Annotated in this window: 12 protein-coding genes; 10 read left to right on the top strand and 2 right to left on the bottom strand. The window is 49.2% G+C overall.

What is annotated here, in order from left to right; all coding sequences use genetic code 11:
• Positions 1-69 precede the first annotated feature (69 nt).
• Genes BLU57_RS01180 through scpB form a run of 6 tightly spaced genes read left to right on the top strand, consistent with a single transcriptional unit; the run spans position 70 to position 4,927 of the window.
• The gene (locus tag BLU57_RS01180; protein WP_090315157.1) at positions 70-930 is read left to right on the top strand and encodes a 3',5'-nucleoside bisphosphate phosphatase; all 861 of its coding nucleotides are present in this window, start codon (positions 70-72) and stop codon (positions 928-930) included.
• Positions 931-972: 42 nt separating this feature from the next.
• Positions 973-1,605, top strand: coding sequence for an L-threonylcarbamoyladenylate synthase (locus BLU57_RS01175; RefSeq protein ID WP_090315154.1), 633 nt, complete (start codon positions 973-975; stop codon positions 1,603-1,605).
• Positions 1,598-2,263 (top strand): site-2 protease family protein, encoded by a 666-nt coding sequence (locus tag BLU57_RS01170; RefSeq protein WP_090315152.1) that lies wholly within the window; start codon positions 1,598-1,600, stop codon positions 2,261-2,263. Before BLU57_RS01175 ends, BLU57_RS01170 begins: the two co-directional genes overlap by 8 nt.
• Before the next feature lie 26 nt (positions 2,264-2,289).
• Positions 2,290-3,492 carry a tryptophan--tRNA ligase gene (locus BLU57_RS01165; protein ID WP_090315150.1) on the top strand — a complete coding sequence of 401 codons (1,203 nt, stop codon included), beginning with the start codon at positions 2,290-2,292 and terminating at the stop codon, positions 3,490-3,492.
• A gap of 24 nt (positions 3,493-3,516) precedes the next feature.
• Complete coding sequence (locus BLU57_RS01160; RefSeq protein WP_090315296.1) at positions 3,517-4,317, top strand: segregation and condensation protein A; 801 nt, start codon at positions 3,517-3,519, stop codon at positions 4,315-4,317.
• The gene (gene scpB / locus BLU57_RS01155) at positions 4,292-4,927 is read left to right on the top strand and encodes an SMC-Scp complex subunit ScpB (RefSeq protein WP_090315148.1); all 636 of its coding nucleotides are present in this window, start codon (positions 4,292-4,294) and stop codon (positions 4,925-4,927) included. Before BLU57_RS01160 ends, scpB begins: the two co-directional genes overlap by 26 nt.
• On the opposite strand, the gene BLU57_RS01150 is transcribed toward scpB, so the two are convergent.
• Both BLU57_RS01150 and BLU57_RS16395 read right to left on the bottom strand, forming a co-directional pair.
• Positions 4,921-5,751 (bottom strand): inositol monophosphatase family protein, encoded by an 831-nt coding sequence (locus BLU57_RS01150; protein WP_090315146.1) that lies wholly within the window; start codon positions 5,749-5,751, stop codon positions 4,921-4,923. The genes scpB and BLU57_RS01150 overlap by 7 nt on opposite strands.
• 184 nt (positions 5,752-5,935) lie before the next feature.
• On the bottom strand, positions 5,936-6,829 hold the full coding sequence (locus BLU57_RS16395; RefSeq protein WP_256334334.1) for a PEP-CTERM sorting domain-containing protein: 894 nt from the start codon (positions 6,827-6,829) through the stop codon (positions 5,936-5,938).
• Between the two features lie 509 nt (positions 6,830-7,338).
• Here BLU57_RS16395 and BLU57_RS01140 point away from each other — a divergent pair.
• The 4 genes from BLU57_RS01140 (at position 7,339) to BLU57_RS01125 (ending at position 13,045) form a co-directional block, all read left to right on the top strand.
• Positions 7,339-8,022, top strand: coding sequence for a response regulator transcription factor (locus tag BLU57_RS01140; RefSeq protein ID WP_090315145.1), 684 nt, complete (start codon positions 7,339-7,341; stop codon positions 8,020-8,022).
• 297 nt (positions 8,023-8,319) lie between these two features.
• Entirely contained in the window at positions 8,320-9,009 is a 690-nt protein-coding gene (locus BLU57_RS01135; RefSeq protein ID WP_256206031.1) for a response regulator transcription factor, read from the top strand.
• Between the two features lie 220 nt (positions 9,010-9,229).
• A complete protein-coding gene (locus BLU57_RS01130) occupies positions 9,230-10,222 on the top strand; it encodes a multicopper oxidase domain-containing protein (RefSeq protein ID WP_090315141.1) in 993 nt (330 codons plus the stop codon).
• Between the two features lie 36 nt (positions 10,223-10,258).
• On the top strand, positions 10,259-13,045 hold the full coding sequence (locus tag BLU57_RS01125) for a multicopper oxidase domain-containing protein (protein ID WP_256206032.1): 2,787 nt from the start codon (positions 10,259-10,261) through the stop codon (positions 13,043-13,045).
• Positions 13,046-13,149: the final 104 nt, after the last annotated feature.

Below are 13,149 nucleotides of genomic sequence, written 5' to 3'. Positions count from 1 at the left end.
AATACAATTATTTCTCTTCAATCGGGTTATTTGCTATCATGCGTGTCCCGCGATGCGCAACGGATTTACATGCTCAATATTGATTTGCATTGTCACTCCACCATTTCCGATGGTGTGTTATCACCCGCTCAACTGGTTGAGCGCGCCGCTTTGCGCGGCGTCGAAACGCTGGCGTTAACCGATCACGACGATATCGCCGGACTCGTAGAAGCGCGGCAGGCCGCCGAAACGAAAAGTATCACATTTATAAACGGCGTGGAAATATCCGTCAGCTGGCGCGGCCGCACTTTGCATATCGTCGGACTGGACATTGATCCGGGTTACGCGCCGCTGGTTGAAGGTTTGACCGCCGTTCGCGCCGGACGCACCCAACGGGCCGAGAATATTGCCGCAGAGCTGGCAAAAACCGGTATCCACGGCAGCCTGGAAGGCGCTTATGCCTATGTCGGTGTGCGCCGTTTGATCGGACGCACACACTTTGCGCGTTTTCTGGTTGAACAAGGGTATGCCAAGGATGTTAAATCGGTCTTCAAGAGATATCTGGTTAAAGGCAAACCCGGGTATGCGCCGCACGAATGGGCCTCGCTCAGCGATGCGGTCAGCTGGATCTGCGGTAGCGGCGGCCACGCCGTGATTGCGCATCCGGGCCGCTACGATCTGGGCAAAAATGTGCTCAGCGATTTGCTCGACGAATTTTGCGCACTCGGCGGATCAGGCCTCGAAGTCGTTACATCCAGCCATACCTTGGAGCAGGCACAGCGGTTTGCCCAGCATGCCAAGGACAGAAATCTGCTGGCATCGTGCGGTTCGGATTTTCACGGACCGGGGGAAAGCCATTTCGATCTCGGGCAGTTACCTGAGTTCCCACCCGGTTGCACTCCGGTCTGGCAGCATTGGAAAAATACGATTACAGCCGAGCTTGCGTATTGATGTTTTGATGTGAAATTCAAATAATCCAGATACCGTTTCACTGTGGCCCAATTTTTCTCCATTCATACTGACACCCCGCATTTACGCTTGATCAAACAAGCGGTCGCCATCGTGCGCAGCGGCGGAATCATCGTGTATCCGACCGATTCGTGCTACGCCTTGGGTTGCCACCTCGGCGATAAAGAAGCGATGACGCGCATTCGCACCATCCGGGAAGTGGATGAACGCCATCATTTCACGCTGGTATGCCGCAATCTGGCGGAAATCGCCACCTACGCCAAAGTCGACAACAGCCAATACCGCCTGCTCAAAGCCACAACGCCCGGCAGCTACACGTTTATTTTACAGGCAACCCGCGAAGTACCTCGCCGCATGCAACACCCGAAACGCAACACCATCGGCCTGCGCATTCCCGATCATCCGGTGGTGCTGGCACTGCTGGAAGAACTCGGCGAACCGTTGCTCAGCTCCACATTGATATTGCCGGGAGACGATTTTCCGCTGAACGATGCGGAAGAAATCCGCGAGCGCCTGGAACATCAAGTGGAATTAGTCATGGATGCCGGTTCCTGTGGCATCGACATGACCACCGTGATCGATTTGACGACCGACGTGCCGGTATTGGTACGTCAAGGCAAAGGCAGCCTCGAACCCTTCGGGATCGATCATGGATGAAATCATCCAAGGTATCGCCATTTACGCATTACCGGTAATTTTTGCCATCACCATGCATGAAGCGGCGCATGGTTATGTCGCCAAGAAATTCGGCGATCTCACCGCTTATGACGCCGGGCGCATCAGTCTCAATCCAGCGCGGCATATCGATCCTGTCGGCACGATCGTGGTGCCGCTATCGCTGTTTGTTCTCAGTAAACTGACCGTCGGTGCAGGATTCTTGTTCGGCTGGGCCAAACCAGTACCGGTCAATTTCGCCAATTTGCGCCACCCGAAGCGCGATATGCTGTGGGTCGCCGCTGCCGGACCCGGCGCCAACCTGCTGATGGCGTTTTTCTGGGCATTGATGATCAAGCTGGCGCTTGCCATGCCCGAGAGCAGTTTTGCCAAACCGTTGGCGCTGATGGGAATCGCGGGAATCGAAATCAACGTCGTCCTGATGGTGCTTAATCTGCTACCACTACCGCCGCTGGACGGCGGCCGCATGACCATGAGTTTGCTACCGCACCGCTGGGCTTACCAATTTTCCCGGATTGAGCCTTACGGCTTTATGATATTGCTGGTATTGTTATTCAGCGGTATTTTGAGTACCGTGATCGGACCGGTGATTCTCTGGGCTAAAATCATCATCGTATCCATTTTTGGGTTATATATTTAACAACGTTTTACATTTAGGATTTCAACATGTTTGCTGATCGCGTTTTATCAGGTATGCGCCCCACCGGCAGCCTGCATTTAGGACATTATCACGGCGTATTAAAAAACTGGGTGAAGTTGCAGCAGCAATACGAATGCCTTTTTTTTGTCGCCGATTGGCATGCCTTAACAACGCATTACGACACGCCGGAAATCATCGAACAGAATGTCTGGGACATGGTCATCGACTGGCTGGCTGCGGGCGTTGATCCGTCGCAGGCGATTTTATTCATTCAATCCAAAGTCCCGGCGCACGCCGAGTTGTATCTGCTGTTGTCGATGATGACGCCGCTCGGCTGGCTGGAACGCGTGCCGACGTATAAAGACCAGCAGGAAAAATTATCCGAGAAAGATCTCAGCACCTACGGTTTCCTTGGCTATCCGCTGTTGCAAAGCGCCGATATTCTGATTTACCGCGCCAACCGGGTTCCGGTCGGTGAAGATCAAGCGCCACACCTGGAATTTACGCGCGAAATTTCCCGCCGCTTCAATCATATCTATGGCAAGGGACCGGGGTTTGAAGAAAAAGCAGAAGCGGCGATCAAAAAGCTGGGATCGAAAAAATCCAAGCTGTACACCGAGTTGCGCAACCTATATCAGGAGCAGGGCGACGAAAACGCGCTGGAAGAAGCCCGCTCGTTGCTGAACGAACAGCAGAATTTGAGCCTGGGTGACCGCGAGCGTTTGTTCGGTTATCTGGAAGGCGGCGGCAAAATGATTTTGACCGAGCCGGAAACATTACTGACCGAAGCATCGCGGATGCCGGGATTGGATGGGCAGAAAATGTCTAAGTCATATAACAACACCATCAGTCTGCGCGAAGATCCGGAAAGCATCCGCAAAAAAGTCCGCACCATGCCGACCGATCCGGCGCGTGTACGGCGCAGCGATCCAGGCGATCCGGCCAAATGCCCGGTATGGCAGTTCCACTTGGTGTACTCCGATGACAAAACCCGGGAATGGGTGCAGCGAGGATGCAAGAACGCGGAAATCGGCTGTCTGGATTGCAAAACGCCAGTGATTGACAAAATTCTCGCGGAACAAGCGCCCATGTACGAGCGCATCAAAAAGTATGAAGAAGACCCGACTTTGGTGCGCAATATCATCGCCGATGGCTGCGAAAAAGCCAACAAACTGGCGGAAGAAACCATGCGCGATATCCGCGAAGCGATGGGGCTCAGTTATTCTTGATGTGTTCTCATATTGCACGAAACAGTGAATCTGGTTATTGAAGCCGTCGAATCCCAGCCGGTCGCCAGAATCTGCGGCGAACCGCTGCTGGAAATTCCTCAGGACTTATATATTCCGCCGGATGCGCTGGAAGTTTTTCTGGATACCTTCCAAGGCCCGCTAGACTTACTGTTGTATCTGATCCGCAAGCACAATCTGAATATTCTCGATATTCCGATGGCTGAGCTCACGCAGCAATACATGACTTATGTCGAAATGATGCGCGTGGATCAACTGGAACTGGCCGCCGAATATCTGCTGATGACTGCGCTGCTGATCGAAATCAAATCACGCATGCTGCTGCCGAATCCCAAGACGGCTGTGGAGGAAGAGCACGATCCGCGCGCCGAGCTGGTGCGGCGCTTGCTGGAGTACGAGCAAATGAAAACAGCCGCGCTGCGCTTGAATCAATTACCGCAAGCCGAGCGCGATTTCAGCATCATTCATGTATGGATAGAACAAAAACGGACCGAGCAATTACCCCATATCAATATGGACGATTTACGTAGCGCCTGGGTGGCCATTCTGACGCGCGCCAAAGTCAACCGCCACCATCACATCAAACGCGAAGCCCTATCCGTGCGTGCTTATATGAGCCAAGTGCTGCGCGATCTGCGCGGATTTGAGCAGGTTGAATTTTATGATTTGTTCAGCCCCCTGGCGACCGTCGCCGAAGTCGTCGTCACTTTCCTGGCTATCCTGGAATTGGCCAAGGAGTTGCTGCTGGAAATCTCTCAATCTCCCGATAGCGGAATGATTTATGTCCGTTCGATCAATGCCGCCTGAGTATAGTCAGCCTGAAGTACAGGATTCGCTCAGTCCTGCAAAAACCAGGCAAATTCTGGAGGCCGCCTTGCTTACAGCGCAAGAGCCTTTACCGTTCAGCGAATTACGGAAATTATTCAATAACGAGTTAAGTGCTGCGGTCTTAGCGAATTTATTGGAGGAAGTCCGCGAGGAATGGCGCGATAGCGGCATAGAACTGGTCACTGTCGCCAGCGGCTGGCGCTTTCAGACCAAAGCAGAGATGCAGTCGTATTTGGAACGCTTAACGCCGCAAAAAGCACCGCGTTATTCCCGCGCGATTCTGGAAACGCTCGCGATCATCGCTTACCGTCAGCCGGTCACTCGTGGCGATATCGAAGAAATACGCGGTGTTGGTGTTTCCAGCGCCATAATCAAAACACTTATGGCACGCGGCTGGATTGAAGCAGTCGGACACCGCAACGTGCCGGGAAAACCGGAATTATTTGCCACTACAGCGCATTTTCTCGACGACTTGAATCTGCGCTCGATTGAAGAACTGCCGCCGCTGGAAGAAATGAAATCCTTGCTTGAGTCCGGCAGTGAGAATGAGCATCTGCCGTTGGAACAACCGGAAGCATCCGGTCATTGAGATTTTGCCGCGCGCTGCACTTCGATGAGCGCCGGTGTGAGATGCGGCGCGATCACTTGCAGCAAGTGTCCGAATATCTTCGGATTTCCGGCAATTATCTGGCCACTTTCCAATTGTGTTTCATTGCCTTCCAGATCACCAACCAGTCCGCCGGCCTCAGTAATCAACAAACATCCAGCCGCCATATCCCATGGCGCTAAACCGATTTCCCAGAAACCATCGTAGCGGCCACACGCGACATACGCCAAATCCAATGCAGCAGAACCCGGACGGCGGATTCCCGCGATGCGCGGCACGAGGTCTTTCAACATGGCAAAATACGCATCGATGTGCGTCAAATCACGAAACGGCAAGCCCGTGCCGATCAGGCAATCGTCCAGCTTGGTGCGTTTAGCGACGCGAATGCGGCGATCGTTCAGAAAGGCGCCGCATCCACGGCTGGCGGTAAATAATTCATTATTCGTGGGATCGTAAACCACCGCATGACTCAATGCACCTTTATGCTTGAGCGCGATAGAAACCGAGTACTTCGGAAAACCGTGCAAGAAATTGGTCGTTCCATCCAGAGGATCGATAATCCACTGATATTCAGAATTTTTCTGATCGCCTCGGTGCCCGCTCTCTTCCGCCAGAATCGCATGATCGGGATAAGCGGTCTGCAACACCTTGATAATGGCTTCCTCAGCCGCGCCATCGACCTCGCTGACATAATCGCTGTGCGATTTTTTCGATACATTGAGTAAATCCAGATTTTGCGATGCCTGATTGATAATACTACCGGCACGGCGCGCGGCTTTCACCGCGATGGTCAGCATGGGATGCATAGTGTTGATTCAGCTTTTACAAAAAGCGCGATTTTATTATGAATCGAACTTACTTGCTTGATTTTATAGTGCTGCGGATTGCCTAATCAAATAGATTGAATTTATTTCGAATGACAAACCAGGATATAAAAAACCCGCACTTCAATGCGAAGTGCGGGTTTCTTGAGAACTAAAGCTTTATGCCTTAAGCACTGATACGGCGACGAGCTGAGAAGCCAATCAAACCCAAACCAGCCAACAACATTGCATAAGTTTCTGGTTCTGGAACGGCCAGGATGTATTCATAGCCGAAAGAAACAGATTGACCATTAGCAATAGCACCTAGATCATAAGCCAGATTGATTGAGCTATCCGCAAAACCATAGCTACCAATTGCTTGTGCAGCAGCCAGCATTACACCAGGATCGACTGGGCTGCAGCAGCTAAGCGGATCAACATAACCAGCTATCGAGAATGCAGATGCACTGGTGGTGTTAGCCAGTGTTACCGCCCATCCGTCCAGACTGGTAGCTCTCACAGCAGCTGCACCTCCTAGCCCCAGGATATCATTTGTTGTGCCATTTCCTAAATCAGGAGTAGCAGTTCTACCTTGATCTGGGTCAATACCAACGCCCCATTGAACACCGGTAGCATCAGATCCGGTATTGTTGGTCAGATTAATGGTTACTGCAACATGACCAACTTGAGCACCCGATGTTGGAATGCTGATGGTTTCGGTCAAAGCCCAACCACCACCGCCACCGCCAAGATTGGTCACGACTGATATGCTACCGGCGATCGGTCCGAAAGCTACGGTAGCTAATGGATTATTACCCAATACTTCATCGGCAATCGCAATCGATCCGCCATTAGCATTGAGCGACCAATTTGATGCCATTGTATCGATGTTAACGAATTCTCTTCCTGCAAAGTTTAAACCGGTGGCACTACCGGAATAGAAATAGCCTGCATCGTCAATGGTAGCTGAAGTCAGACCATTGGTAATCGTGGTTGGTGCAGCTTGAGCTGCGGTAACGAATGCACTGCACAAAGCCAGCGCTACAGCTTTTGTAATATGGTTTTTTAATTCAAATTTCATAATTATTACTCCTTATTTTAAATTCTAAGACCACTAAATTTAATTAATTTTTCATATATATACATATATCCCCCTTTTTTAGGGGTATGCATATTTTGTCGATAAAATGTCCATATTGCAATAAGGATTTTGCTTATATTTCATTTTTTATTATTACCCAATAATCTGACAGCAAAAAAACACATAGAAGCAATTATTTTTCATTGGGTTATAAGTAATTTTAAAAAGATATTGTAAAAAAAGGTATCTCAAAATATCTGACAAAAATTTTATTAAAAATTTTTTATTTTCACTTTCTTAAAATCTCTTTTTTAAATTCATCCGGCAATCTTGATTGGCCATAACAGCAAATAACACCGGCTATCCGCTTCTTATTGCCGCTTGGCACACTGCCATTCATTCATAGAATAACAATCACAAATAAGCCTTAATCGGCAGCGGGTTCAAATCGCTCGCAGAATCCTTTTAATCACGCTCCATGCCTATAACAAAATATTACAAGAATCAGGATGACGGATAGATTACATCATAAAGTTCGTATACTTGTTGCAGAAAATTTTGATCTTATTCGCATAGGCTTACGCACTTTATTCAAGGATCACGCCTCCGTGCATCTGGTCGCCGAAACCAGCGACATAGCCAATCTTTTTGCGCTGGTAGCTGAGCATCGCCCCGATGTGGCGCTCATTGATTGGCAGTTAAGTGAAAGTGTCGATGCTGAGCACATTTGCAAATTAACGCGCTTGCACCCTCAAACCAAGGTACTGGCATTTTCTGATTGCATCAGCGAACCGATCAATTTACTCGCATTCCATTCCGGTGCATCAGGCATTATCAGCAAACACCACTCCTCCCAAGTACTACTGAATGCCATCCATGCCATTCATGCGGGAAAAACCTGGTTTAACCGTGACACCGCAGGACCGGAGCAACAACAGGAGCAATCCAGTTCCGATCCACAGGCAGAAATACGGTGCAATGACAGCATTTGGGCTCATCCTAAATTCAGCAATTGCGAACGCCGCATTGCTTTTCTGGCAACCCAAGGTTTATCCGCTAAAGAAATAAGTATACGGCTGGATATCACGGAAAAAACTGTTCGTAACCAATTATCTGCAATCTACCGAAAAACCGGTGTCAAAAAACAAATTGAATTATGTCTTATAGCTTCTCAGTTTGATCTCTTCAAATAATCCTACACAACAGGGACATTTTTTCTGATAAATTCCCGATAATGACATTTTCATAGGGACAAATGCCATCTATTTATCAGCATGTAAATTTGATAAAATCCACTGCCAAATTAGACAGATAGAATAATTTATCTTTATAATCTATATATTACATAATATATCTCGAACGAATACGAGATTTGGTGTAATTTGGGTACGACTCCTGCAAATAAATCAGCCCTTCCTTTTCAGGGCTACATATAATTTAAAATACTAAAAAGCATGGTCGAGGAGTCTCATACAAAAATACGTCTCTTAGTGGCTGAAAGTTTTGAGCTCGTGCGTATCGGCTTGCGTTCACTGTTTGAAAACAACCATTCCATTCACCTCGTTGCAGAGGCCAGCTCAATCGAAGACTTATTCAAGCTGGCAGCACAGCATAAGCCGGATATCGTTCTTATGGATTTACAGCTCAGCGGTGGCAACTATGCCGAACATATCACCAAATTGCTGCATGCTTGTCCGCAAAGCAAGGTACTGGCTTTTTCTCACCAGAATAGCGAACAAACGCACCTAAAAACCTTTCGCTCCGGAGCGATGGGCATTATCAGCAAACATCACTCTTCCGATTTGCTGTTGAAAGCCATCCATGCCATTCACTCGGGACAAATCTGGTTCGATCGCAACGTTACCAAACTGCTCTGGCAAGCGCAGTTTGATTCCAATCCACCGGTAGAAATAAAAACCGATAAACGCTCATCGCAGCAACCCAAATTAAGCGATAGTGAGCGCCATATTGCCTATCTGGCATGTAAAGGCTTATCGGCGAAAGAAATCAGCGCGCAATTACTAGTCACGGAAAAAACGGTTAGGAACCAACTTTCTGTTATTTATAGAAAAATTGGCGTAAAGAAACAGATTGAGCTGTGCCTGAAAGCTCCGTTATATAACTACTTCAAAGAATCCTACCTTTTTGGGACATTTTTCCCACAAGATCACGAAAAATAGCATCATCTTAAGGACAAATGACTTCTATTTAACAGAAAATAGATTTGTTAAACTCCCGCCCGCATTAATAATAAATAGAAAGCAACTATCAACTTCTGCGATCTATAGACCAAATCGTACATCACAAAAGAAATCGTAAGCTTCAGGCATTCAATTGCAGGAAGCTTCTTACGCCTTTTCATTTGTGGTGCACTTTTTCATAAAAAGGAGGGTGTTTATAATGACGTTTCAATCCAATCAACAGTGGCATGTCAAGGAATTCCCCGGGAATTCGCTGGCGATGCCAAATAGCGCTTTGTTAAAACAATCGCTTGCTGCAATCTGTCTTGTATCCGCAATGTCGTTTCTGCCCGTGGCAGAGAGTTCCGCAGCCAATCACATCATACGTATGACTGCGGAAGAAACGCGCAACGACGGATTCGGTAATAAATTGATGGCTTACAAGATGCTGAGCCACATAGTTGATGGCGCGGACATCACCGGCCGCTACAGTCATGATGCGACCATTCCCGGTCCTACAATCGTGTTAACCGAAGGCGATAAAGTTGAAATAACGCTTGAAAACGCAATACCGGGTGCATTTACACACACTCCTGGCGTCAGCAAACAAGTCAGTTTGCATGTGCATGGTGTTCACTACAAAATTGACAGCGACGGCACGCTCAAGGTGATTAACAATCACGACGACGAAGGCGCGGGCGATGGTTTGGAAGCTTCGTACAAAGACTACCATTACACGTGGGATGTGGCGCCTGGAACGGCAGGCACCTGGGCTTATCACGATCACAATTTTGAAACCCATAACGGAGCCGAAACCAGAGGTCTGTTCGGCGCCATTATCGTTAATCCTGCCGGTTCTGCTGCCTACGCCAAAGAATATGTGCTTTATCTCGGAGACGATGCTTTCTGGGGTATGGAAATCGACGGCGCAAGCAAACAGCAATCGAAACACGGTGTTAATCCATCATTATCCGCGGCCAAAAACAGCGATGTCAGATTTCATCTGATTGCATTGGGCACCGACATCCACAATTTTTCATTGAACGGCTACAAATGGTTCGATCCGGGAACTAACAAGCTTATCAATCAAGCTGCAATCGGCCCGCTTGAGAAACACGTATTTGCCGTGAAAGCTAAAGGCAGCACGCAATACGTTGATAACAACTTCTCCAACAAACTGATGGGTATGACCGGTCAATTTATCGTCAAATAATCATTTGCCAACATACCTAAGTATAAGGATGACACTATGAGTAAAAATATTTTTGGTATTAAGAATCCAGCTCCGATGCTAGCAGCTCTTATGCTGTTTGCCATTACTGCGCTGATATCCCCGATGGCGCTATCTGCGGTGCAAAGTTTTAATATCACAGCCAAAACCCTGCCGAACGGTCAATTAGCTTATGCTCTTGGCAGCGATGCCGAAGCCGTGATTCCGGGTCCGGCATTGTTCGTAAGACAAGGCGACACGATCAATGTGACGCTGACCAACACCACATCGGCCGAAGTCGGTTTTAGCGTGCCCGGTTTGCAGGACAAGGGCAAAGGCGCTGCGAACGCACTGCCAGGGCAAACGCAAAACTATACTTTCCATGCCAACAAATCCGGTACGTTCGTTTACCATGGCAACGGCAAGGAAATGCTCGGTTTGTTCGGTGCGCTGATTGTTGATCCCACCAGCGGACCAATCGACCGGTATATCGACGACAATGGCGCTACCGTGCCGGTAGCGCAGGCGGACATTGATAAACAGTTCGTATTGTTTATGGTCGGTTCAACTTTCTGGGGCACCGAAATCTCTGGCGATGGCACAACGCAAAAACCGCTCTGGGCGAATCCGAATCCCGGCGCAGTAGAAAACGATATCGTCCGTTTCCATATTTTATCGGTAGGACCCGGTCATACTTTCCATTTGCACGCGCATCGCTGGTTTAAAACCGGTACCAATGCGACCATCGACGTCAAATTATTGCAAGACGGCACCGATACTCATTCTTTCACCGTCAAAGCGGGCAGCGGCGTCGGCGCGGGCGATTGGCAATATCACTGCCATCTAGTTTCACATATGGAAGCCGGCATGCACGGTAGCTTCAAAGTGGCACCGGCCGGTGGTAGTGGCGCCAGTGTAGTCGGCGCATCGCCATACGGACGGATCCTGCTCGGTCCTAAAGACGAACCCGGCTTGGTGACGTTTGAAGTCAGCGATGAACCGGCCAGCTGGTTCAGAAGTGCGCGCGGAGATGCCATTGTTGGATTGCGCAACAAGGATGTGGGATTAACCGGCCCGGATGAAGATAAGTCTCTGGATATTAAAACCAAGTCCTTGGAAGTCATCGCTCCGGGCAGCAGCGTGAACTTTGTCATGTCGGACACCAACGGCGTGCATACCATCAGCTCGCTGCTGTGGCCATCAGGGGCGGCTCACATGCCTTTCAACCAAACCACAGCGTACCGGGGCGGCGGCATTGTCAAACTGGACACACCGGGACTGTACGTCTTTACTTGTAAAGTGCATCCCTTTATGTTTGCCGCAGTCATCGTCGACGATCCTGATACTGTAGGTCTTGATCTAGGCAATCCGGCCGCAGATTATAAAATTGATCTGGTGACCGGCATCAAAGGGCTGCCAACCAGCACTGACCTTGCGGTCCGTTTGCTGAAAACATTTTTCATCGCCACGGCACCGGATAATTGGCAAGATTATTCAACCGGCCATTGGAGCGTGAAGTTTCCAACGTTGCCGGTCAGAATATCCGGCGCACCTTTCGGCAATATCGCCAGCGGCGGGCTGGCAGCACCGTTATCCGCAGTGCTGAATAGCGATCAGCCGATTGCATTCGGTTCTAAACCAGCCGTGCCTGGCGTGGGCGAAGTATGGGTTAATACGCAGTTCGAAAAAACCGCCGGAAAATACAAGCCGGGCACGATCACGGTAGTCGATGCCAGTAATTGGACTGTCAAACGCAAGATTGCATTACCCGAGATCAACATGAATAATCCGCATAACATGTGGACCAACCGGGATCAATCGGTCGTTTACCAGACCCAATGGTTTGATAACAAATTAACCTTGATTAATCATGCCGACGGTAAATTGATCAAGAACATACAAGTGGGTTATTCACCTTCCCATGTGATGACGTTACCATCTACCGACGATGTCACGATCGCAAACAACGGTGAAGACAGCATTATGATGATGCCAGCTGGCACCAGTTATGTCTTCAAGGCATTGCCGACGCAAGCAGCCGGGCAAAGTACGGCTCATCCGCACGGACATTGGATCAGCGCGGACGGTAGCAAGATCGTAACGCCGAATATCAGTACCGGTGACGTCGGGATTTATGGCAGCAATGGCGGCATTGAAGCCAGAACTCCCACAGGAAACAATGCTCCTGGTGCGCACCCGGTTGCCATCGGTATGATGCCGGATTCAAGCAAAATTTATGCGACCAATCTGCTACATCATACCTTGAGCGTGCTGGATGGAGCGGGTAATTTGCTGAAAACCGTTAACCTCATTGCTGACTACAACCCGATTACCGGAGCATTTGCGGACAATGACGGCAACGGGAAAATTGCGGTAGGCGTACTGCCCATTCAAACACCGGTTGCCCCGGACGGTAAGTCTATGGTTATCGCTTCGATGGGTGGGCAAATCGTGGTCGTTGATACCTCAACCGATACAATCGCTGCAATGCTGGATTGTGATCCCGGTTGTCATGGCGCAAACTTCGGCGCAAAACAAGGTGGCGGTTACTATGCTTATGTCACCAGCAAGTTTTCTAACCGGCTTGCCGTTGTCGATACCGACCCGAATGGTGACGGCAACTTAAGCGATGCAACGATTGCTGGATATGTTCCACTTGTGACCGGTGGAAATACGGCTACCGATGATACAGTTAGCCGCTTACCCGGATTTGGCGGCCAGGGAGTACTTGCCATTCCTAATGTCTATAACGGTTGGGTGCAAAACCTGCCGGAAACATGGAAAAGCGGCTTAACAACCGCACAGCGCGATCCCATAGGGCATTAATCAGAGTGCAACTGTCAGCCAGCTTAAACTGGCTGGCGGTTGCGTTTTATCGGCTCGACACAAAAAATTTTTGCCAACCGAATCGAATAAACATTGGCTGACAA

The sequence above is a fragment of the Nitrosomonas oligotropha genome, from assembly GCF_900106555.1.
GTDB lineage: Bacteria > Pseudomonadota > Gammaproteobacteria > Burkholderiales > Nitrosomonadaceae > Nitrosomonas > Nitrosomonas oligotropha_A.
Note: the sequence above shows the minus strand (reverse complement) of the source record. Positions and strands in the feature narration are given on the sequence as shown.

Coding starts and splice junctions, on each gene's coding strand:
- BLU57_RS01150 (WP_090315146.1), bottom strand. CDS start 5,751: ATGCATCCCATGCTGACCATCGCGGTGAAAGCCGCGCGCCGTGCCGGT.
- BLU57_RS01125 (WP_256206032.1), top strand. CDS start 10,259: ATGAGTAAAAATATTTTTGGTATTAAGAATCCAGCTCCGATGCTAGCA.
- BLU57_RS01170 (WP_090315152.1), top strand. CDS start 1,598: ATGGATGAAATCATCCAAGGTATCGCCATTTACGCATTACCGGTAATT.
- BLU57_RS01165 (WP_090315150.1), top strand. CDS start 2,290: ATGTTTGCTGATCGCGTTTTATCAGGTATGCGCCCCACCGGCAGCCTG.
- BLU57_RS01130 (WP_090315141.1), top strand. CDS start 9,230: ATGACGTTTCAATCCAATCAACAGTGGCATGTCAAGGAATTCCCCGGG.
- BLU57_RS01140 (WP_090315145.1), top strand. CDS start 7,339: ATGACGGATAGATTACATCATAAAGTTCGTATACTTGTTGCAGAAAAT.
- BLU57_RS16395 (WP_256334334.1), bottom strand. CDS start 6,829: ATGAAATTTGAATTAAAAAACCATATTACAAAAGCTGTAGCGCTGGCT.
- scpB (WP_090315148.1), top strand. CDS start 4,292: ATGTCCGTTCGATCAATGCCGCCTGAGTATAGTCAGCCTGAAGTACAG.
- BLU57_RS01180 (WP_090315157.1), top strand. CDS start 70: ATGCTCAATATTGATTTGCATTGTCACTCCACCATTTCCGATGGTGTG.